Below are 21,656 nucleotides of genomic sequence, written 5' to 3' on the forward strand. Positions count from 1 at the left end.
CCCCGTTCCGAGCAGGCAGGATGGGGCGTGTGAGTACCGCTGAGACAGGCCGCAGGACCGAGACGGTCGACACGGACGCCGGGCCGGCCAGGATCACCTGGCTGCCCGCGAAGAGCTCTCAGGAGCCGAAGGACCCGAAAGGCCCGAAAGGCCCTGAAGGCCCTGAAGGCCCGGGGAACGCCCGCCTGGTGCTCGCCGTCGGCCATGGCGCGGGCGGCGGCGTCGAGACCCGTGACCTGCGGGCCCTGGCCGCCGTGCTGCCCGCCCACGGGGTAGCCGTCGCCCTGGTGGAGCAGCCGTGGCGGGTCGCCGGCAAGAAGATCGCGCCCGCCCCGAAGACCCTGGACACCGGATGGCGGGGCCTGTGGCCCGCGCTCACCGCCCCGGGGCTGCCCGTCGTCGCCGGCGGGCGCAGCGCCGGCGCCCGGGTGGCGTGCCGGACGGCGACGGAGCTCGGCGCCCACGCCGTCCTCGCCCTGAGCTTCCCGCTGCACCCGCCGGGGAAGCCGGAGAAGTCCCGCGCGGACGAGCTCCTCGGGGCCGGCGTACCCACGCTCGTCGTGCAGGGCGGGAACGACCCGTTCGGGCGGCCCGCCGAATTCCCTCCGGGGGAGTACGAGATCGCCGAGGTGCCGTACGGGGACCACGGGTTCGCCGTTCCGAAGAAGTCCGGCCTGACCGAGGACGAGGCGATGGAGATCCTGACCACCGCCGTGACCGCGTGGCTGTCGGCCCTCGTGTGAGCTCCGTCCCTCCGGGGAGGGTGCCGACCGCACTGTGCGGGCGGCCGGGCGCACCCCGGGAATGTTGAGCCGGGGGCCACTGTTGTCGGTGTCATCGGTACATCAACGTCGTACGTGGAGAGGGAGTCCGTCGCATGGGTTCGACCATCTGCCCGCGCCGCTCGAACGCCGCCGACCTGGAGTGGACGGTCCTGCATGCGGCCAAGACCACTCCCGAGCGGGCACTGAGCGGATCGGATCGACAGCCCGTCTCGAAGCAAGGTCGACTATTCTCCGATTCGAGCGGGTCCGGTTTCGGCTCCGCCACAGCGTTGGAGGAGGTGGGTCCGGTCACTGGGACCGACACAGGGACCGACGACGGCCGCGCGCAGGAGACGACTGCCGAGCGCAACGCGCGCTTCGAGCGGGACGCTCTCGGTTTCCTCGACCAGATGTACTCGGCCGCGCTGCGCATGACGCGCAACCCCGCAGACGCCGAGGACCTGGTCCAGGAGACGTATGCCAAGGCCTACGGCTCCTTCCACCAGTTCCGTGAGGGCACCAACCTCAAGGCGTGGATGTACCGCATCCTCACCAATACGTTCATCAACTCGTACCGCAAGAAGCAGCGCGAACCTCAGCGCAGTGCCGCCGAGGAGATCGAGGACTGGCAGCTGGCGCGCGCCGAGTCGCACATGTCGACCGGTCTGCGCTCCGCGGAGTCGCAGGCTCTCGACCACCTGCCCGACTCGGATGTGAAGTCCGCCCTGCAGGCGATCCCCGAAGAGTTCCGCATCGCCGTGTATCTCGCCGATGTAGAGGGCTTTGCCTACAAGGAGATCGCGGACATCATGGGGACTCCCATCGGTACGGTGATGTCCCGACTGCACCGGGGCCGCCGCCAGCTGCGCGGCATGCTGGAGGACTACGCCCGTGAGCGCGGGCTCGTCCCGGCCGGTGCCGGAGAGTCGGACGATCGGAAAGGCTCGGGCTCATGAGCTGCGGAGAGCCGCACGAGACGGACTGCTCAGAGGTCCTCGATCATCTCTATGAGTTCCTCGACCACGAGATGCCCGACAGCGACTGCACCAAGTTCGAGGTCCACTTCGAGGAGTGCTCCCCGTGCCTGGAGAAGTACGGCCTGGAACAGGCCGTGAAGAAGCTGGTGAAACGCTGCTGCGGCCAGGACGACGTGCCGACCGATCTGCGCTCCAAGGTGATGGGCCGGATCGATCTGATCCGCTCGGGACAGGCCGTGCCCGAGCAGGACGTGACGGCGTCGGAGACCGGACAGCCGACCGCCGCCACGGAATGACGCCGTAGCCCGGCGGCCGTCCCGCCGGGGCCCGGCCGCCCGGTTCCGCCCCCGCATCATCCGCGTCCGCACCACATCACCCGAATGTGCTAATCGGGCTCATCGGGGCTCGGTGGGAAACACAACTCGCTAGCCTGGCGCCTCCATTGACCATGTTGGGGGGCGGGCCGGGCGGGTGGGAGCGACACACGGGGCGGCGCGCGCGTACGTCCTGGTGGCCGCGGCCGGTGCCCTGCTCTGTGTGCTGCCCGCGCTGCGCACGGGCGCCGGGGTCCCCTGGGCCACCGTCGGACTGCTGACCGCGCTCTATCTGGCCTGTGAACTCCCCGGGCGCTGTCCCTTCTTCGGCAGCTCCGTGCCGATCGGAGCCGGATCGTTCTTCCCGCTGCTGCTCGCCGCCGCCTTTCTGCTGCCGCCCGCCGCGGCCGGCCTGGTCGCGATCCCCGGATCGCTCGCCGGCCGGGTGGAGAACCGGCCCGCCGGCGCACGGCGGGTCTGGCGAGCCGCACAGCTCGCCGTCACCGTCGTGGCCGCCTCGTCCGTCCACGGGCTGCTGGGCGGCGCGGCCACGCTCGGCGGGTCCGGCACCGACCGGCTCCCCGATCTCCCGTACGCCCTGCTGCCCGCCTGCGCGGCCGCCCTGGCCTTCAGCCTCGTCCTGGCCGCTCTGGACGGCTCCATCCTGGTCGCGGCCGAACGGCTGCCCGTACGGCGCGCCTGGGACGGGCTGCTGTCCCGCTCGCTGGGACCGCACCTGGTGCACGGACTCGCCGGACTGATGATGGCCGTGCTGTGGCGCGGTCCGTACGGTCCGGTGTCCGCGCTCATCGCCCTGCTGCCGATGTACATCTCCTGCTGGGTCTTCGCCCAGTACCACCGTGAGCACGCCGCCCACCGCGCCACCATCAGGGCACTGGTGCAGGCCGTCGACATCAAGGACGCGTACACCCGGGGTCACAGCGAACGGGTCGGACAGGCCTCCGTGCTCATCGCCCGTGAACTGGGCATGGAGCAGGGTCGTCTGGAGGTCCTCCGGTTCGCCGGCATCCTGCACGACGTGGGCAAGCTCGGCGTCCCGACCCGGGTGCTCCGCAAGGACGGACCGCTCACCCCGGAGGAACGGCGGGTGATCGAACTGCATCCGGAGTACGGGCACGAGATCGTCCGCGGCATCGGCTTCCTCGGCGAGGCCCGGGACGCGATCCTGCATCACCACGAACGGCTCGACGGCAGCGGCTACCCGTACGGGCTCAGCGGCCGGGCGATCCCCGAGTTCGCCCGGGTCGTCGCGGTGGCGGACGCCTTCGACGCGATGACGTCGACCCGGTCCTACCGCAGGGGGCGGCCGGTGCCCGCGGCGCTGGAGGAACTGAAGCGGTGCTCGGGCACGCAGTTCGATCCGCAGATGGTGCGGGCTCTGATGCGCGGGGTGGAACGGCACGGGTGGTCGCCGTCGACCGCGGTGACGGCGGACGAGATGATTCCGCGGCCACGGAGCGGGGAGGAGCCGGTGTCCCCGGCACCGGCCCCTCCGCCGCGGCCGGACCCGTTCGACGCGGCGCCCGGTCCTTTGACGCCCGCCGACGGCCTCGGGGCGGCCCCCGGTCCGCAGCCGTCCGCGGACCGGCCCGGATGAGTCCGGCCCGCACCCGGCGAAAGGCGCTGCCCCCGGCCGTCCTCGCCGTGCGCGCCGCGGCCGCCGCGCTCGCCGCCGCGGGGCTCGGCCACACCCTCTGGGACGGCGTCCGCCAACCCGGCCACGCCCTCGCCTTCGGGGCCCTCATCACCGTCGGTGAACTGGCCCGCTGGGGCGCGCTGCCCGGCGAACGCGAGCCCGCGCCGCTCGGGGCCGCGGGGGCGCTGGCGTACGCCCTGCTCGGCCGCAGCGGCGGATTGCCCACCGGTCACGGCGTCCTCCAGGTGGTCGCCGTACTCGTCGCGGCACAGCTCGTCGCCTGTGTGCCGCACGTGGCCCGGGGCAGCGGACCCTCGCTCGACCGGGTGGCCCGCCGCATCCTGACCGTCGCCTTCGCCGCCGCGTGCTTCCAGCCGCTGTACAACTCCGGCCACGTCGCGAGCCGGCTCGGCGAAGGCCCGTACTACGTGCTCTTCCCGCTCCTGCTCCTCGTTCTGAGCGCGCTGTGCGACGCCGTGCTCGCCGCGCTGCTGCTGCGCTCGCGCACTCGCCACCCGTACGGGCCGCTGCTCCACGACGAGCTGCGCGCCCTCATCGGCATCGGGTCCGCGGTCGGCGCGACCGGGGTCGTGATGTCACTCGGGGTGGCCGTCGCCGGGCTGTGGGCGCTGCCCGTCCTGTGCGTACCGCTGCTGCTCACCCAGGTCTCGTGCCGCCGGTTCGTCGCCGTGCGGACCACCTACCGGCAGACGATCACCTCGCTCGCCCGGTCCACCGAGATCGCCGGGTACACCCCGCACGGCCATGCCCGCAGGGTCGCGACGCTCTGCACCGCCGTCGGCCGCGAGCTGGGGCTCTCCGGACACGAGCTGACCGTGCTCGAGTACGCGGCCCTGATGCACGACATCGGCCAGCTCTCCCTGGTCGATCCGGTCCCAAAGGGCGCGACGGCCACCCTGCCCCCCGCCCAGCAGCGCCGCATCGCGCTGCTGGGCGGGGCCGTGGTCCGGCAGACCGGGGTGGACACCGGGGTCGCGGTCGTGGTGGAACGACAGGCAGACCCCTTCCGCGAGCAGCCGCTTTCCGCCAGGATCGTCAGGGCCGTCAACGCATACGACGACCTCTCCGGGGAAAGTCTCATCGGGCCGCTGGGCGCGCTGGAACAACTCAGGCTCGGGACCGGTCACGACTATCAGCCCGAGGTCGTGGAATCCCTGGCCCGGGTCCTGGCGCGGGACGGTACGACCCCGGTCCCGCCCGGGTAACCCATGGGTAATGAGCGGGCGTCCGGCCGGGCATGGTTGGATGCGAAGAGGAGCGGAAAACGAGGGTGTCCAGTCGGGACGGGCGGGAATCGTGAGGATCTTCGGGAAGGTACGGCATCGGCCCTCCGCCTCTTGGCGGCAGGCCACGGACCGCGCGTTCACGCTGATCGGCGACGGCCGGTACGAGGACGCGGGCGCACTGCTGACACGTGCGGCGGACCTGGAACCCTGGCTCTCGGAGTCATGGTTCAACCTGGCGCTGCTGCACAAGTTCCGGCATGACTGGGAACAGGCGAGAGCCGCCGGCCTCCGGGCCGTCGCGCTGCTCGACAAGGAGTCCGGCGCTCCCGACTGGTGGAACGTCGGGATCGCCGCCACCGCGTTGCAGGACTGGCCGCTGGCGCGCCGCGCCTGGCAGGCGTACGGCCTGAAGGTGCCGGGCGCCGGGCAGCACACCTCGGCGGCCAACAGCGAGCCCGTCGGCATGGAGCTCGGCAGCGCCGCGGTACGGCTGTCGCCGGAGGGCGAGGCCGAGGTCGTCTGGGGCCGCAGGCTCGATCCGGCCCGGATGGAGGTGCTCTCCATCCCGCTGCCGTCGTCCGGCCGGCGCTGGGGAGAGGTCGTCCTGCACGACGGGGTGCCGCACGGCGAGCGGGTCACCGCGGCCGGCCCGGCGTACCCCGTCTTCGACGAGATCGAGCTGTGGGCGCCGTCCCCCGTTCCCACCTGGGTGGTACTGCTGGAAGCGGCCACCGAGGCGGACCGGGACGCGCTGGAGCAGCTGGCCTCCGACGCGGGGTTCGCCGCCGAGGACTGGTCGTCCTCCGTGCGGCTGCTCTGCCGGGCCTGCTCGGAGAGCAGGATGGAGAGCGACGAGGGCGACGGCGAGCACCTGGACCCGCACGACCACAGCGAGCCGGGGCATCCGGGCCCGCTGGGGCACCGCACCGCCGGTGAGCTGTGGGTGCCCGAGCGCGAGTGCGGGATAGCGGCGCCGGCCGGGCTGGTGCGCGGACTGCTGGACGGCTGGGTGGCGGACAGCCCGGACAGCCGTGAGTGGCGGGATCTCGAAGAAGTCTGCTGACCGGTGCCCGTAGGCTGTACGGGCACCGGTCGCGGTGCTCGGGTACCCGGCCCCGGACCTTCGGATGCCCGGGTTTCAGGTTTTGAGGAAGGCGTACGGCGGACATGGCGCAGCAGGAGACGGACGAGCAGATCACCCTCGACGACGAAGGTTTCGTCGTGGACACGGAGGACTGCGAGGCGCGCGAGGCGGCACATCGCGAGCGCGGTACCTCCCGTCCGATCACGGTCGTGGGCAACCCGGTGCTGCACAAGGAGTGCCGGGACGTCACCGAGTTCGACGATGAGCTGGCCCGGCTGATCGACGACATGTTCGCCAGCCAGCGGACGGCGGAGGGTGTCGGCCTGGCCGCCAACCAGATCGGCGTGGACCTGAAGGTCTTCGTCTACGACTGCCCGGACGACGACGGCGTACGGCACGTGGGCGCCGTCTGCAACCCGGTGCTCGAAGAGCTGGCGCCCGAGGACCGGGTCCTGGACGACTCCAACGAGGGATGCCTCTCGGTCCCGACGGCGTACGCCTCGCTGGCCCGCCCGGACTACGCGGTGGTCCGCGGACAGGACGCCAAGGGCAACCCGGTCAGGATCCGTGGCAACGGCTACTTCGCCCGCTGCCTCCAGCACGAGACGGACCACCTGTACGGATACCTGTACATCGACCGGCTCTCGAAGCGGGACCGCAAGGACGCCCTGCGGCAGATGGCGGAGAACACGCCGCGCTACGAGATCGTGCCGAACGACTGACGTCCGGCTGTCACCGACGGGCCCGGCATCCCCTGCGCGGGAGGCCGGGCCCGTCGGCCCTCTTCTTTGATTGACCGTCAATCATCGTTTGGCCGTGGGCAGTTGACGCGCGTCGACTCGTCCGACAAGCTCTCTCACCACATCTCCGTCGCGGTAGGGAACCCCCTCATGCTCAGACGCACCGCACGACTTCTGCTCGGTCTTGTCATGACCATGGCTTTCGCCCTGGGTGGGGCCGTGGTCACCGCCGGCACCGCACAGGCCGACGGCTGCTACACCTGGACCCGCACCCTGTCCCCCGGCGCCACCGGCAATGACGTGGTCCAGCTCCAGATACGGGTGGCCGGCTACCCCGGCTACAACTCCGTGCTCGCCGTCGACGGTTCCTACGGACCGGCGACCACCGCCGCCGTCAAGCGTTTCCAGGCCGCCTACGGTCTCGCCGCGGACGGCATCGCGGGTCCGGCCACCCAGGCCAAGATCTATGAGCTCCATGACAACGACTGCACCCCGGCCCACTTCACGTACGCCGAGCACAACCAGTGCAACACGACCTGGGCGGGTGGTGCCGTCGCGGCGGGCACGGCGAAGGCCAACGCCCTGAGCACCATGTGGAAACTGGAGGCGCTGCGGCACGCGCTCGGTGACCAGTCGATCCGGATCACCAGCGGATTCCGCTCCACCTCCTGCAACAGCGCGGTCGGCGGCGCGTCCAACAGCCGTCATCTGTACGGGGACGCGGCCGACCTCGGCGCCGGACCGCACGCGCTGTGCACCCTTGCCAAGGAGGCCCGCAACCACGGCTTCAACGGGATCCTCGGCCCCGGCTACCCGGACCACGGCGACCACGTCCACGTCAACCAGGGGCCCAGCCACTTCTGGTCGGCGCCGAACTGCGGCATCTGACAGCGGATCAGGCCACTTCGGACATCGCACGCGGACCGCGGAAGGTCCGGCGGTACGCGTTCGGCGTGGTGCCCAACGACCGTACGAACTGGTGACGTAGTGCGGCGGCCGTGCCGAAGCCGGTGCGCCCGGCGATCGTATCCATCGTTTCGTCGGATGTCTCCAGGAGGTGCTGTGCCAGCAGAACCCGCTGGCGGAGCAGCCAGCGGTACGGGGTGGTGCCGGTCTCCTGCTGGAAGCGGCGGGCGAAGGTGCGCGGAGACATGTGCGCCTGAGCGGCCAACTGGTCGACGGTCATCTCCTGGTCGAGGTGGCGCTCCATCCAGGCCAGCGTCTCCCCGACCGTGTCGCACGGGGTGCGGGGCAGCGGCCGCTCGATGTACTGCGCCTGGCCGCCGTCGCGGTGCGGCGGGACCACCATGCGGCGGGCCAGCGTGTTGGCGACATCGGGGCCGTACGCCTGCCGGACCAGATGCAGACAGGCGTCGATCCCGGCCGCCGTGCCCGCCGAGGTGATGACCGGGCCCTCGTCCACGTACAGCACATCGGGTTCGACGACCGCCCGCGGGAAGCGACGGGCCAGTTCGTCGGCATGACGCCAGTGGGTGGTGCAGCGGCGGCCGTCGAGCAGCCCGGCCGCCCCGAGCACATAGGCCCCGGAGCAGACGCTCATCACCCTGGCGCCCCGGTCCACGGCCCGGCGCAGGGCGTCGAGGATCTCCTCGGGGTAGTCCCGTGCGACGAAGTGGCTGCTGGCCGGCACGGCAATGAGGTCGGCCTCCTCCAGACGTTCGAGGCCGTGCGGCGTACTGATGGTGAATCCGGCATGGGTCCGCAGCGCTGGGCCCTCGGCGGAGACCACGGCGAAGTCGTGGACCGGCAGGCCCTCGTCGCTGCGGTCGAGCCCGAAGACCTCGCACAGCACACCCAGCTCGAAGGGATGGACCTCGTCGAGCAGCAGGGCGGCGACATTGTTCAGCATGACGCCAGTGTGGCAGTAATTCGATGGTCCATGACAGTCCTGCCACTGCCGCAATCCGTCCGCGCGGACGAGAGTAGAGGCATGAACGCATTCCTGAACGTCCTGGGTATAGCCGTACTTATCGTCCTCTTTCTGCTGCCCACCCTCGCCGGGCTCGCGCGGGAGCGCCGCATCGACCGCGAGCTGCGGGAAGCGGAACGGGGGGACGCGCCCCCGGAAACGGGGGGCGCCGCGCAGCCGGTCACGGCCACGCGGCGCCCCTACCTCGGAAGCTGGGCGAGGATCTGATACCTCGGCCGGCGTCTCGGCTCCCCGGACGCCCCCGCGCCCAGCCGCGCCTTGGATACGGTGAGTGCCTCGACAGTCACATCGAAAGGTGCCGCCGATGCATCAGGTCCGTTCCTTCTCGCTGGCGTTCATAGCCCTGGCTTCCGCTTCGCTGGCGCTGACCGGCTGTTCCTCGGACGACGGGGCCGGGAAGAAGGCGGATCACGCCGCCGCAGGGGATGCCGGGGCGAAGCCGGCGGATTCGGGGAAGGGCGCCGCCCATCTCACCTACAGCGGTGGTGAATCCGGTGAGTTCACCATCAAGAGCGTGGGCTGCGCCGTGATGAACGGAAAGATCACCGCCATCACCGCTCCGGATGTCAATGACACGAAGAGCTCCACCCCTCCGGCGTTCACCGCCGCCATCACCAGCGAGGACGCCATGGCCACGCTCGTCACCCCGGGCAAGAAGACTTACGTCCACACCGCCGCGTCCGGGATCACCGGCCGGAAGGCCGACGGCACGTGGGTCGCCACCGTAACCGGGATGAAGCTGGGCCCGACCGACGTGGAAGGTGACTTGATCACGGTTGACGGCACCATCACCTGCGGGAGTGTGGCCGGTTCCTGACGCCCCGACAGGCAACGGCCGCCACGTCTGGACGCGCGACCGTTGCCTGACGCGACTCAGAAGTCGTCGTCGAAGGCGACCGAGCCCTCCACCGCCACCTGATAGGCCGACGGCCGGCGCTCGAAGAAGTTCGTCAGCTCCTGCACGCCCTGCAGCTCCATGAACGAGAACGGGTTCTCGGAGCCGTAGACCGCCGGGAAGCCCAGCCGGGTGAGCCGCTGGTCGGCCACGCACTCCAGGTACTGCCGCATCGACTCCGTGTTCATGCCCGGCAGACCGTCACCGCACAGATCGCGGCCGAACTGCAGCTCCGCCGCCACGGCCTCCTTCAGCATGTCGGTGACCTGCTGCTGGAGCTCGTCGTCGAAGAGGTCGGGCTCCTCCTTGCGGACGGTGTCCACGACCTCGAACGCGAAGTTCATGTGCATCGTCTCGTCACGGAAGACCCAGTTGGTACCCGTGGCGAGACCGTGCAGCAGACCGCGCGAGCGAAACCAGTAGACGTACGCGAACGCGCCGTAGAAGAACAGCCCCTCGATGCACGCCGCGAAGCAGATCAGGTTCAGCAGGAAACGGCGGCGGTCGGCCTTCGTCTCCAGCCGCTCGATCTTCTCGACCGAATCCATCCACTTGAAGCAGAACTGCGCCTTCTCACGGATCGAGGGGATCTCCTCGACCGCGTCGAACGCGGCGGCACGGTCGTCCGGGTCGGGCAGATAGGTGTCCAGCAGCGTCAGATAGAACTGGACGTGCACGGCCTCCTCGAAGAGCTGCCGCGACAGATACAGGCGAGCCTCGGGGGAGTTGATGTGCTTGTACAGCGTCAGCACGAGGTTGTTGGAGACGATCGAGTCACCCGTCGCGAAGAACGCGACGAGCCGGCCGATCATGTGCTGCTCGCCGGGGGAGAGCTTCGCGAGGTCGGCGACGTCGGAGTGGAGGTCGACCTCCTCCACCGTCCAGGTGTTCTTGATCGCGTCGCGGTAGCGCTCGTAGAAGTCCGGGTAGCGCATGGGCCGCAGGGTCAGCTCGAAGCCGGGGTCGAGCAGGTTCTTCTCGGAGTCGGTGGAGCTCATCACTGGCAGGCCTCGCAGGACTCGGGGTTTTCCAGGGAGCAGGCGATCGCGTCGGCGTCGGGCGTCGAAGCCTGCTGTACGGGGATGGGGGCGGTGGCCGCGGCCCGGCCGGAGGCCGCACGGGCGATCCGGGTCGCCGGGCGTGAGCGCAGGTAGTACGTCGTCTTCAGCCCCTGCTTCCAGGCGTACGCGTACATCGAGGAGAGCTTGCCGATCGTCGGCGTCTCCATGAAGAGGTTCAGCGACTGGCTCTGGTCGAGGAACGGCGTACGGGCCGCCGCCATGTCGATCAGTCCGCGCTGCGGGATCTCCCACGCCGTGCGGTACAGCGCCCGCACGTCCTCGGGGATCCAGGCGAAGCCCTGCACGGAGCCGCTCGCGTCGCGCAGTGCCTCACGGGTCCGTGCGTCCCACACGCCGAGCTGCTTCAGCTCCTCCACCAGATACGCGTTGACCTGGAGGAACTCGCCGCTGAGCGTCTCGCGCTTGAAGAGGTTGGAGACCTGCGGCTCGATGCACTCGTACACACCTGCGATCGAGGCGATCGTCGCCGTGGGCGCGATGGCGAGCAGCAGCGAGTTGCGCATGCCGCTCCTCGCGACGCGGGCGCGCAGCGCGTCCCAGCGCTCCGGCCAGTTCAGCTCGGTGTCGTAGTGGTCGGGGTGCAGCACCCCGCGCGCGGCACGCGTCTCGGCCCAGGCGGGCAGCGGGCCCGACCGCTCGGCGAGCTCGCAGGACGCCTCGTACGCCGCGAGCATGATCCGCTCGGAGATCCTGGTGGAGAGCGCGCGCGCCTCGGGGGAGTCGAACGGCAGCCGCAGCTGGAAGAAGACATCCTGCAGACCCATCGCACCCAGACCGACCGGGCGCCACTTCGCGTTGGACCGGCCGGCCTGCTCGGTCGGGTAGAAATTGATGTCGACGACCCGGTCGAGGAAGGTCACGGCGGTCCGGACGGTGGCGTCCAGCCGCTCCCAGTCGATGGTGCCGTCGGCGACGAACGCGCCGAGGTTGACCGAACCCAGGTTGCAGACGGCCGTCTCGCCGTCATCGGTGACTTCGAGGATCTCGGTGCACAGATTCGAGGAGTGGACGACGCGGCCCGGCTCGGCGGTCTGGTTCGCGGTCCGGTTGGAGGCGTCCTTGAACGTCATCCAGCCCTGGCCGGTCTGCGCGAGGGTACGCATCATCCGGCCGTACAGCTCGCGGGCCGGCATCGACTTGCGGGCCAGCCCCTTGGCCTCGGCGGCCCGGTACGCGGCGTCGAAGTCGTCGCCCCACAGGTCGACCAGCTCGGGCACGTCCGCGGGCGAGAACAGCGACCAGTCGCCGTCCGCGTCGACCCGGCGCATGAACTCGTCCGGGATCCAGTGCGCCAGGTTGAGGTTGTGCGTACGTCGCTGGTCCTCGCCCGTGTTGTCGCGCAGCTCCAGGAACTCCTCGATGTCCGCGTGCCAGGTCTCCAGGTAGACGGCGGCGGCGCCCTTGCGGCGGCCGCCCTGGTTGACCGCGGCGACGGAGGCGTCGAGCGTCTTCAGGAACGGCACGATGCCGTTGGAGTGCCCGTTGGTGCCTCGGATCAGCGAACCGCGGGCGCGGATACGGGAGTACGAGAGCCCGATGCCGCCCGCGTGCTTCGAGAGCCGCGCCACCTGGTGGTAGCGGTCGTAGATCGAGTCGAGCTCGTCGAGCGGGGAGTCCAACAGATAGCAGGAGGACATCTGCGGGTGCCGCGTACCGGAGTTGAACAGGGTCGGCGAGGAGGGCAGATAGTCGAGCCGGCTCATCAGCCCGTACAGCGCGGCCACTTCGTCCAGGGCGCGCTGCGAATCGTCCTCGGCGAGACCGGACGCGACCCGCAGCATGAAGTGCTGGGGCGTCTCGATGACCTGGCGGGTGTGCGGGTGGCGCAGCAGATAGCGGCTGTGCAGGGTCCGCAGCCCGAAGTAACCGAACCGGTCGTCGGCGGCGTCGGCGAGCGAGCGTTCCACCAGCGCGTCGAGGGCGTCCGCGTGCAGCGCGACGAACTCGGCGGTACGGTCCGCGATCAGGCCCTCGCGGTGCCCGACGGCGACGGAGGCGGAGAAGGTGACCGCGCCCTGGCCGATCGCCTCGTCCGCGATGGTGCGGGTCAGGAGCCTGGCGGCGAGCCGGGAGTAGGCGGGGTCCTCGGAGATCAGCCCCGCGGCGGCCTCGGTGGCCAGCGAGCGCAGCTCGGCCTCGTCCGACCGGGCGCTGCGGCCGCGCAGCGCGGCGGCGGCGACACGACCGGGGTCGGTGTCGGGCAGATCGACGGTGAGGTCGGTCAGGGTCCGCAGCAGTGCGGTCCCCGGTCCGTCGTGTGCGGTCCCCTCGGACTCGGCCGCTTCGGACACGGCGACTGAAGCCGGATCGGCTGGCGCGATGGTCACGTGGTGCTCTCCCTCGCTCGGCTCGGGGCCGGCGGGGAACGGGGCAGCCGGGCAGAGGCGGGCCCCAGCGGGGCAGCACTCCGTACGGCGTCCACCGGCCCATCCGCGAGGCCCGGACGTCTGGCATCCGGTTCGGTCGAGCCGGATGCGCTGTCGGCAGGTCCTCGGACTTACTCGGGGGTGCGCAAAAGCGCACCGAACACACCGTTGCGGGACAGTTCCGGATTCGCACCGGATTCCCCTGCGGCGACAGCGAGCATGAGCATACATGTGGGGGCCGCCCGATGAGGCAGCCCCCACATGTTGTGTCGTGCAACGTGGGCCGGGCCCGTAGAACGAGCTGTACGGCCCTGTTCGGAGCCCGGGGCACCCGATCACGCGGACGGCCCGCCGAGCCCCGCAGGAGGGGGCTCGGCGGGCCGCCGGCCGGTGTCGGAGCGCTCGTCAGTGGCCGCCACCCGGAGCTCCGGCCGTGGCCGGCGGGAGCTCCACCTGGACGCCCTTGTCGCCCGCGTCGGCCGTGTAGTCGGCCGGCGAGGTCTCGTCGATTCCGGCGGGCGCCTTCACGGCGTTCAGGACGAAGGTGAGCACCACCGTCACCACGACGTTCAGCACGAACGCCGTGAGACCGATGTAGCCGATCTCGCCGATGCCCGGGATCTCCTTGGACGAACCGCCGAAGTGCGCCTGGGTCGGGCTGGCGACCCCGTACGCGGCCACCGTGCCGTACACCATGCCCACCGCCCAGCCCGCGAGCAGTGCCCAGCGGTGGAACCAGCGGGTGAACAGGCCGCCGACCAGGGCCGGCATCGTCTGGAGGATCCAGATCCCGCCGAGCAGCTGGAAGTTGATCGCCACCGTCTTGTCCATGGTGAGGACGAAGGCGAGCGCACCGACCTTCACCAGCAGGGACACCAGCTTGGAGACCTTGGTCTCCTGCTCCGGGGTCGCGTCCGGCTTCAGGAAGTCCTTGTAGATGTTGCGGGTGAACAGGTTCGCGGCGGCGATCGACATGATCGCGGCGGGCACCAGCGCGCCGATGCCGATGGCGGCGAACGCGACCCCCGCGAACCAGTCGGGGAACATGTTCTCGAACAGCTGAGGGATGGCCAACTGCCCGTTGTCCACCTTGATCCCGGCGGCGATCGCCATGAAGCCGAGCAGCGCGAGCAGGCCCAGCATCAGCGAGTACAGCGGCAGGATCGTGGTGTTGCGCCGGATCACGTTGCGGCTGCGGCTGGAGAGCGTCGCCGTGATCGAGTGCGGATACATGAAGAGCGCGAGCGCCGAGCCCAACGCCAGGGTGGCGTAACCCCATTGGCCCGCCTCGCCGGGTGCGAGCGCCCCGCGCGGCTTGCCGGTCGCCGGGTTGGTCTGCGAGAACGCCTCGCCCGCCTTGGCGAAGATCTCGTCGAAGCCGCCGAGCTTGATCGGGATGTAGATGATCGCCACCGCGATGACGAGGTAGATCAACCCGTCCTTGACGAACGCGATCAGCGCGGGTGCCCGCAGCCCGGACGAGTAGGTGTACGCGGCGAGCACCGCGAACGCGATCAGCAGCGGCAGGTCCTTGATGAACCAGTGGGTGTTCTCGCCGCCGCCGACACCCATCACGTCCAGCACCGCCTGGATGCCGACGAGCTGGAGCGCGATGTACGGCATCGTGGCGAGGATGCCGGTGACGGCGACCGCCAGCGAGAGGCCCTTCGAGCCGAAGCGTCCGCGGACGAAGTCCGAGGTGGTGACGTACCCGTGCTTGTGCGAGACGGACCACAGCCGCGGCAGGAAGGTGAAGATCAGCGGGTACACGAGGATGGTGTACGGCACGGCGAAGAAGCCGGCCGCGCCCGCCGCGTAGATCGCCGCGGGCACGGCGACGAAGGTGTACGCGGTGTACAGGTCGCCGCCGAGCAGGAACCAGGTGACCCAGGTGCCGAACGACCGTCCGCCCAGGCCCCATTCGTCGAGGCTGGCCTCGTTCTCGGCCTTGCGCCAGCGCGCCGCCAGGAAGCCCATGACCGTGACGGCCAGGAAGAAGAAGATGAAGACGCCGAGAGCGACGCCGTTCACGCCGTCCTTCATGCCGACGCACCCCCCTTGCGGGCGCGCTGGTCACGCTGCCACAGCTTGTACGCGACCATCGTGAGCGCGGTGGAGATCAGCACCCAGAGCATCTGGTACCAGTAGAAGAACGGGATGCCGATGAAGGTGGGGTCCACCTTCGCGTACGAACTCACCCAGAGCATCGCCACGAACGGCGCGACGAGGCAGAGGGCGATGACCACCCGAACGGGCGTGATGGTGGGCGGTTTTCCTTCAGGGTCTGCTGCCATGCGGTGACTCCGTCCCCTCGCTGATCACCTGGTGTAATGCGCAGGAAATCTAGGGGAGGATTCCGGTCACCGTCACCCCCTGTCCGCATTGCGGTCCGACAACGGTCCCGTGAACGGGATCTCATGTTCGGAATGTTGCCGAACGTGCGAGAGTCGGCCTGTGCGGAGGCAGACGAACGGCCCCCGTGGAGCGATGCGTTCCACGGAGGCCGTCGACGGTCATGTGCGGGGACGCAAGGGCCGGAACCGGTCGGCCGCCGCACCCGGGGTCAGTCCGTCGGCCGCTTCAGGCGCGCCACGAACTTGTACCGGTCGCCGCGGTAGACCGAGCGCACCCACTCCACCGGCTCGCCCCGCCCATCCAGCGAGTGCCGGGACAGCATCAGCATCGGCAGGCCCACATCCGTACCGAGCAGTCCGGCCTCGCGCGGGGTGGCGAGCGAGGTCTCGATGGTCTCCTCGGCCTCGGCCAGCCGGACGTCGTACACCTCGGCCAGCGCGGTGTAGAGCGAGGTGTACTTCACCAGCGAACGGCGCAGCGCGGGAAAGCGTTTGGCCGAGAGATGCGTGGTCTCGATCGCCATCGGCTCCCCGCTGGCGAGCCGCAGCCGCTCGATCCGCAGCACGCGGCCACCGGCCGTGATGTCGAGCAGCCCGGCGAGTGTGTCGTCGGCCGTGACATAGCCGATGTCCAGCAACTGGGACGTCGGTTCCAACCCCTGGGCACGCATGTCCTCGGTGTACGAGGTGAGTTGCAGGGCTTGCGAGACCTTCGGCTTGGCGACGAAGGTGCCCTTGCCCTGGATGCGCTCCAGCCGGCCCTCGACGACCAGCTCCTGGAGCGCCTGGCGCACGGTGGTGCGCGAGGTGTCGAACTCGGCGGCCAGGGTCCGTTCCGGTGGCACAGGTGTGCCCGGCGGCATGGTGTCCGTCATGTCGAGGAGATGTCGCTTCAGCCGGTAGTACTTCGGGATGCGTGCCGTCCGTGTGGCCGCGCCCGTCTCGTTCTCCGTACTGCCCCCGTCGGCACCCATGGCCCGCCTTCCCGACTGCTGCGTTGCTGCCGTCACCGGCTCCTCCGTCTGTCGCGGCTCACATGGTGGCACGGTCCGGTCACGGCTCGTCGCCCTCCCTTAGGTGTCGGTCCTATAACGGACGCGAGTGCACTTCTTATACACCCTTGACACCCCAAAAGGTCTAGGCCAAGCTCCCGGTACTGGTCTAAACCATTAAAGACCAGGTCCAGCCCCAGCAGTACTCGTCGAATGTCTTCGCGGTGGGCGGGGTTGCAGTTTCCCTGAGGAGGGTTTGGCGTGAAGCGCAAGCTCATCGCGGCGATCGGCGTCGCAGGCATGTTGGTTTCGATCGCGGCATGTGGTTCGGACGACGACAAGGCCTCGTCGAAGGACCCGAAGGACCGCAAGGAATCGCTCACCGTCTGGCTCATGTCGGACGCGCAGAGCACCTGGCCCGAACTGGTCAAGGACGTCAACAGCCAGTTCAAGGCGAAGTACCCCAACGTCAAGGTCAACGTTCAGTACCAGACCTGGGCGGACAAGGCCAAGAAGCTCGACGCCGCCCTGGCCGGTGACAAGTTCCCGGACGTGGTGGAGCTCGGTAACACCGAGACCATGACGTACATCCTCAACGGGGCACTCGGCGAGATCGACCCGAAGAAGTACGAGAACTCGGACACCTGGATCAAGGGTCTGAAGGACACCTGCTCCTTCGAGGGCAAGCAGTACTGCGTGCCTTACTACGCGGGCGCCCGTGTCGCTATTTACAACAAGGACATGTTCAAGGCTGGTACCGGCAAGGACACCCTGCCCGCCACGCAGGACGAGCTGTTCACCGCGCTGGGCAAGATCGGCGACAAGTACGGCAAGGACAAGGCGTTCTCGCCGCTGTACCTGCCGGGTCGTTACTGGTACGCCGCGATGTCCTACGTCGCTGCCGAGGGCGGCCAGATCGCCAAGTACGACGAGGGCAAGAAGGAGTGGAAGTCCACCCTCTCCACCCCCGAGGCCCAGAAGGGCATCACGGACTTCGTCGAGCTGGTCAAGAAGTACAACCACGGGGACAAGACGAAGGACGAGGCGGACCACGCCAACGTCATGGCCAACGAGAAGACCGCGCTTCTCTACGGCAACGGCTGGGAAGCGGGCAGCGTCGTCGACTCCAAGGCGAACGGCAACCCGAAGCTGGAAGGCAAGATCGCCACGGCGGGTATGCCCGGCCCGAACGGCAAGGCCCTCCCCTCGTTCATCGGCGGTTCCGACCTCGCCACCATCTCCAAGTCGAAGGTCCAGGACCTCGGCGAGGAGTGGATCTCGATGTTCACCAGTGGTAAGTCCGAGGAAGTCCTCGCCTCCAAGAACATCCTTCCGAACAACACCAAGCAGCTTGAGCCGCTGAAGGCCAAGCCGGAGACCGCGGCCATCGCCAACGCCGTGCCGGACGCCTGGTTCACGCCGATCGCCCCGGGCTGGACGGCGATCGAGAAGAAGGAAACGCTCGAGATCATGCTGCTCGACATCATCAAGGGCAAGTCGGTCGCGGACGCCACCAAGGCGGCCGACGCGGAGATCGACTCGATGATCAACAAGGACTCCTGAGCCCCGAGCCCACGGAGTCCGGGCCGGTGAGTCCATGAGCCACCGACTCGACTGATCATCTGCGGGGGTGGCGGTCCGGAAACGGGCTGCCACCCCCGCCCTCCGGTACCCGGTCCGAAACGGAAGGCAAGCACAATGAGTGCCGCCGACATGAAAGCAGCCGACCCGCCGGTGTCCGTCCCGCGGGCTCCTGAGGGTGAGGATCCTCAGCCCTCGAACGGTGTGACCCGTAAACCGCGGAAGGCCGGCGCTCTGCTGCCGTACCTCCTGATAGCCCCGGCGTTCATCGCCATCGCCGCGGTCTTCGTCTGGCCCTTCATCAAGACGGTCGTCATGTCCTTCCAGGACGTGGGCCGCCGCGAGCTGTGGTCCGGATCGGCTGCCCCCTGGGTGGGCTTCGACCAGTTCACCAACATCCTGGGAGACGCCGAGTTCTGGAACGTCGTCTGGCGGACCATCATCTTCATGCTCGTCTGTGTCGCCGCCACGATGGGCGCCGGCCTGGGCCTCTCCATGCTCATGCAGCGCATGTCCACCTGGGTGCGGCTGCTGCTGACCGCCGCGCTGATCGCGGCCTGGTCAATGCCTCTGCTGGTCGCCACTTCCATCTTCCGGTGGTTCGCGGACTCCGACTACGGCGTCCTCAACATGGTGCTGACCAAGTACTTCGGGATCGACGCGCAGGGACACAACTGGTTCCTCGACCCCAAGCAGGGCTTCGTCATCATCGGCGCGGTCGTCGTCTGGGGAGCCCTTCCCTTCGTCTCGGTGACGCTGTACGCCGCGCTGACGCAGGTCCCCAGGGAGCTCGAAGAGGCCGCGGCGCTCGACGGCGCCGGAACGGCCGGTATCTTCCGATATGTCACCTGGCCGGTCATCAAGCCCGTCTTCCAGATGGTCGCGACTCTGTCCGTGCTGTGGGACTTCAACGTTTTCGGCCAGATCTTCCTGATGCGGGGCAACAAGCCGGAGCCGGAGTACTCGGTCCTCGGCATCTACTCGTTCGAGAAGGCATTCGAGTCCAACTCGTTCAGCCAGGGCGCTGCCATCTCGCTGATCACGGTCCTGCTGCTGTCCGGCGTCGCCGTGTACTACCTGCGTCAGCTGCTCAAGATCGGAGAGGTCGAGTGAGCGCCTCCACCCCCCAGGTCCTCCGCCCGGACCGCAAGAAGAGCCGGCTCGGCTACAACGTCGCGGGCCTCATCGCCTTCGTACTGATGGCGTTCCCGGTCTACTGGCTGGTCGTCAGTTCCCTGCGGCCGAACGCCGAGATCCGCAGCTACGACCAGACGCTCTGGCCGTCGTCGATCACCTTCGACAACTTCTCCCGGGCCATCAAGCAGCCGAACTTCGGTACGGCCATCGAGTCCAGCCTCATCGTCTGCGGCGTCGCCGTCCTCGGCGGCATGCTGCTCGCCACGATCGCGGCCTTCGCCATCGGCCGGTTCCAGTTCCGCGGACGCAAGTTCTTCATGATCGTGCTGCTCGTCGTGCAGCTGCTGCCCCCGACGGCCATGCTGATCCCCATCTACATCCAGCTCAACGACCTCGGCGGGCTGAACGAGTACTGGGGCGTCATCGTCATCTACCTCGTCTCCACGCTGCCGTTCGCCACGTGGATGATCCGCGGATTCGTGATCAACATTCCGCCGGAGCTCGAGGAATCCGCCATGGTCGACGGCTGCAGCCGGATGGGAGCCTTCTGGCGGGTCACCTTCCCGCTCCTGGCTCCCGGGCTCGCGGCCGCCGCGATCTTCTCGCTGATCACCGCGTGGAACGAGTACCTTCTCGCGTACGTCGTTCTCCAGGACAACGACAAGTACACCCTCAATGTCTGGCTGATGAACTTCACCACCTCGCGAGGCATCGACTACGGCGCACTGATGGCGGCTTCGACGCTGATCGCCATCCCGGTGGTGGCCTTCTTCCTGCTGGTGCAGAAGTACATGGCAACCGGTCTCACCTCCGGCGCCGTGAAGGGATAACGCTGCCTCATGACCACCCTGATATCCACCACGGACACCGTCACCCGCGACGCCCTCGCCGTACTGCAGCCCGGATTCACCGGCACCACCGCCCCGGACTGGGTGCTGCGCAGGGTCGACGAAGGACTCGCCTCCGTCGCCCTCTTCGGCCGCAACATCCGAACGGCCGAGCAGGTCGCCGCGCTCACCGCCCAGCTCAGGGCCGGGCGTGACGACCTCCTCGTGGCCATCGACGAGGAGGGCGGCGACGTCACCCGCCTCGAAGTGCGCACCGGCTCCTCCTTCCCCGGCAACCTCGCGCTCGGCCATGTCGACGACGTGGCGCTGACCCGTGCGGTCGCCCAGGAGCTGGGCCGCCGGCTCGCCGAGTGCGGCGTCGACCTCAACTGGGCGCCGTCCGCGGACGTCAACTCCAACCCGGGCAATCCGATCATCGGCGTGCGGTCCTTCGGCGCCGACACCCGGCTCGTGGCCCGGCACACCGCCGCGTACATCGAAGGCCTCCAGGCCGCCGGAGTCGCCGCCTGCACCAAGCACTTCCCCGGTCACGGCGACACCGCGGTCGACTCGCACCACGCGATGCCGCGCATCGACGTGGACCTGGAGACTCTGCACGCCCGTGAACTGGTGCCCTTCAGGGCGGCCGTCGCCGCGGGTTCCAAGTGCGTGATGAGCGCGCACATCCTGCTGCCCGCGCTCGACCCGGACCGCCCCGGAACCGTGAGCCCGCGGATCCTCACCGGTCTGCTGCGCGAGGAGATGGGCTACGACGGCCTGATCGTCACCGACGCCGTGGAGATGCAGGCCATCGCCGGGACGTACGGCATCGAGCGCGGCTCCGTCCTCGCGATCGCCGCAGGAGCCGACGCCCTGTGCGTCGGTGGCGGTCTTCAGGACGACGGCACGGTGCAGCGGCTGCGCGACGCGCTGGTCGCGGCGGTACGCAGCGGTGAACTCGCGGAGGAGCGTCTCGCGGACGCGGCCGCACGGGTACGTGCCCTCGCGTCGTGGACGCGGGGGGCCCGGGACAGGGCCGGTTCCGGGCCGGGTGCGGCAGCGCAGGAGGGGACCGCGCCCGGCACCGGAATCCGTTCGGACATCGGCCTGGTCGCCGCCCGCCGCGCGGTGCGGGTGACCGGTTCTGCCGAGCCGCTGACCGAGGCCGCGTACGTCGCCGCGTTCACCTCCGCGGCGAACATCGCGGTCGGCGACGAGACCCCGTGGGGCGTCGCCGCGGAGCTGGGCCGGCTGCTGCCGGGCACGGAGACCGGCACGTACAGCAGCGAGACCGAGGAGCTCGTGGCCGCCGTGCTGCGGGCCGCGGGGGAGCGGCGCGTCGTCGTGGTCGTCCGCGACGCCCACCGCCACGCGTGGATGACGCAGGCCCTCGACGCCCTGGTGGCGGAGCGCCCCGAGACGGTGGTGGTCGAGATGGGTGTCCCGCAGGCGGCCCCGAGGGGCGCCCTGCACATCGCCACCCACGGCGCGGCCCGCGTCTGCGGACTGGCGGCCGCGGAGATCATCACCGCCGGTACGGGCCACTCCCGGGCCTGAGTACGGGCGTGCGGCCGGGGGGGGCCCCCCCCCCCGGGGGGGCGGGGGGGGGGGGGGGCCCGGGGGGGGGGGGGGGGGCGCCCCCCTAGGACACGAACCACCGGCGCCGCGCGCGTTCCCACAGGGGGGGC

At 69.6% G+C, this 21,656-nt stretch carries 20 protein-coding genes and 1 riboswitch; of the genes, 14 read left to right on the top strand and 6 right to left on the bottom strand.

Features of this window, described 5'->3' with window-relative positions:
* Positions 1-20: 20 nt before the first annotated feature.
* The 8 genes from ACF1B9_RS33015 to ACF1B9_RS33050 all read left to right on the top strand — a co-directional run bounded on the left by ACF1B9_RS33015 (position 21) and on the right by ACF1B9_RS33050 (position 7,671).
* Positions 21-743 (top strand): alpha/beta family hydrolase, encoded by a 723-nt coding sequence (locus ACF1B9_RS33015; RefSeq protein ID WP_391741653.1) that lies wholly within the window; start codon positions 21-23, stop codon positions 741-743.
* A 320-nt stretch (positions 744-1,063) separates the two neighbouring features.
* Positions 1,064-1,720 carry a sigma-70 family RNA polymerase sigma factor gene (locus ACF1B9_RS33020; RefSeq protein WP_189273941.1) on the top strand — a complete coding sequence of 219 codons (657 nt, stop codon included), beginning with the start codon at positions 1,064-1,066 and terminating at the stop codon, positions 1,718-1,720.
* Entirely contained in the window at positions 1,717-2,037 is a 321-nt protein-coding gene (gene rsrA / locus ACF1B9_RS33025; protein ID WP_351075405.1) for a mycothiol system anti-sigma-R factor, read from the top strand. Before ACF1B9_RS33020 ends, rsrA begins: the two co-directional genes overlap by 4 nt.
* A 175-nt stretch (positions 2,038-2,212) precedes the next feature.
* The gene (locus ACF1B9_RS33030) at positions 2,213-3,673 is read left to right on the top strand and encodes an HD-GYP domain-containing protein (RefSeq protein WP_391741654.1); all 1,461 of its coding nucleotides are present in this window, start codon (positions 2,213-2,215) and stop codon (positions 3,671-3,673) included.
* The gene (locus tag ACF1B9_RS33035; RefSeq protein WP_391741656.1) at positions 3,670-4,938 is read left to right on the top strand and encodes an HD-GYP domain-containing protein; all 1,269 of its coding nucleotides are present in this window, start codon (positions 3,670-3,672) and stop codon (positions 4,936-4,938) included. Before ACF1B9_RS33030 ends, ACF1B9_RS33035 begins: the two co-directional genes overlap by 4 nt.
* 91 nt (positions 4,939-5,029) lie before the next feature.
* Entirely contained in the window at positions 5,030-6,022 is a 993-nt protein-coding gene (locus tag ACF1B9_RS33040) for a hypothetical protein (RefSeq protein ID WP_351075401.1), read from the top strand.
* A 104-nt stretch (positions 6,023-6,126) separates the two neighbouring features.
* Complete coding sequence (def, locus tag ACF1B9_RS33045; protein ID WP_391741658.1) at positions 6,127-6,765, top strand: peptide deformylase; 639 nt, start codon at positions 6,127-6,129, stop codon at positions 6,763-6,765.
* A gap of 168 nt (positions 6,766-6,933) precedes the next feature.
* Positions 6,934-7,671, top strand: a complete 738-nt coding sequence (locus tag ACF1B9_RS33050; RefSeq protein WP_391741660.1) for a D-Ala-D-Ala carboxypeptidase family metallohydrolase — start codon at positions 6,934-6,936, stop codon at positions 7,669-7,671.
* 7 nt (positions 7,672-7,678) lie between these two features.
* Here ACF1B9_RS33050 and ACF1B9_RS33055 read toward each other — a convergent pair whose 3' ends face one another.
* A complete protein-coding gene (locus tag ACF1B9_RS33055; protein ID WP_391741661.1) occupies positions 7,679-8,653 on the bottom strand; it encodes a GlxA family transcriptional regulator in 975 nt (324 codons plus the stop codon).
* Positions 8,654-8,734: 81 nt separating this feature from the next.
* On the opposite strand from ACF1B9_RS33055, the gene ACF1B9_RS33060 reads away from it, so the two are divergent.
* Entirely contained in the window at positions 8,735-8,941 is a 207-nt protein-coding gene (locus ACF1B9_RS33060) for a hypothetical protein (protein ID WP_391741663.1), read from the top strand.
* A 97-nt stretch (positions 8,942-9,038) separates the two neighbouring features.
* Positions 9,039-9,551: a hypothetical protein gene (locus tag ACF1B9_RS33065; protein ID WP_391741664.1), complete on the top strand. Its 513-nt coding sequence runs from the start codon at positions 9,039-9,041 to the stop codon at positions 9,549-9,551.
* A gap of 56 nt (positions 9,552-9,607) precedes the next feature.
* Here ACF1B9_RS33065 and ACF1B9_RS33070 read toward each other — a convergent pair whose 3' ends face one another.
* The 5 genes from ACF1B9_RS33070 to ACF1B9_RS33090 form a co-directional block, all read right to left on the bottom strand.
* A complete protein-coding gene (locus ACF1B9_RS33070) occupies positions 9,608-10,627 on the bottom strand; it encodes a ribonucleotide-diphosphate reductase subunit beta (RefSeq protein ID WP_351078468.1) in 1,020 nt (339 codons plus the stop codon).
* Positions 10,627-13,038, bottom strand: a complete 2,412-nt coding sequence (locus tag ACF1B9_RS33075; RefSeq protein WP_391741666.1) for a ribonucleoside-diphosphate reductase subunit alpha — start codon at positions 13,036-13,038, stop codon at positions 10,627-10,629. The genes ACF1B9_RS33070 and ACF1B9_RS33075 overlap by 1 nt, the downstream gene beginning before the upstream one ends.
* A 137-nt stretch (positions 13,039-13,175) precedes the next feature.
* Positions 13,176-13,311: riboswitch (cobalamin riboswitch) on the bottom strand.
* Positions 13,312-13,482: 171 nt separating this feature from the next.
* Entirely contained in the window at positions 13,483-15,120 is a 1,638-nt protein-coding gene (mctP, locus tag ACF1B9_RS33080) for a monocarboxylate uptake permease MctP (protein WP_391741668.1), read from the bottom strand.
* Positions 15,117-15,371 carry a DUF3311 domain-containing protein gene (locus tag ACF1B9_RS33085; protein WP_351078475.1) on the bottom strand — a complete coding sequence of 85 codons (255 nt, stop codon included), beginning with the start codon at positions 15,369-15,371 and terminating at the stop codon, positions 15,117-15,119. The genes mctP and ACF1B9_RS33085 overlap by 4 nt, the downstream gene beginning before the upstream one ends.
* 269 nt (positions 15,372-15,640) lie before the next feature.
* Entirely contained in the window at positions 15,641-16,405 is a 765-nt protein-coding gene (locus ACF1B9_RS33090) for a GntR family transcriptional regulator (protein ID WP_391741899.1), read from the bottom strand.
* Between the two features lie 279 nt (positions 16,406-16,684).
* Here ACF1B9_RS33090 and ACF1B9_RS33095 point away from each other — a divergent pair, with 279 nt between their 5' ends.
* The 4 genes from ACF1B9_RS33095 (at position 16,685) to ACF1B9_RS33110 (ending at position 21,525) form a co-directional block, all read left to right on the top strand.
* Entirely contained in the window at positions 16,685-17,986 is a 1,302-nt protein-coding gene (locus tag ACF1B9_RS33095; protein ID WP_391741670.1) for a sugar ABC transporter substrate-binding protein, read from the top strand.
* Positions 17,987-18,121: 135 nt separating this feature from the next.
* Positions 18,122-19,117, top strand: coding sequence for a carbohydrate ABC transporter permease (locus ACF1B9_RS33100; protein ID WP_391741671.1), 996 nt, complete (start codon positions 18,122-18,124; stop codon positions 19,115-19,117).
* A complete protein-coding gene (locus ACF1B9_RS33105; RefSeq protein ID WP_391741672.1) occupies positions 19,114-19,971 on the top strand; it encodes a carbohydrate ABC transporter permease in 858 nt (285 codons plus the stop codon). The genes ACF1B9_RS33100 and ACF1B9_RS33105 overlap by 4 nt, the downstream gene beginning before the upstream one ends.
* 9 nt (positions 19,972-19,980) lie before the next feature.
* On the top strand, positions 19,981-21,525 hold the full coding sequence (locus tag ACF1B9_RS33110; protein ID WP_391741673.1) for a glycoside hydrolase family 3 protein: 1,545 nt from the start codon (positions 19,981-19,983) through the stop codon (positions 21,523-21,525).
* Positions 21,526-21,656 lie beyond the last annotated feature (131 nt).

This window comes from Streptomyces sp. NPDC014727 (assembly GCF_043083485.1).
Lineage (GTDB): Bacteria > Actinomycetota > Actinomycetes > Streptomycetales > Streptomycetaceae > Streptomyces.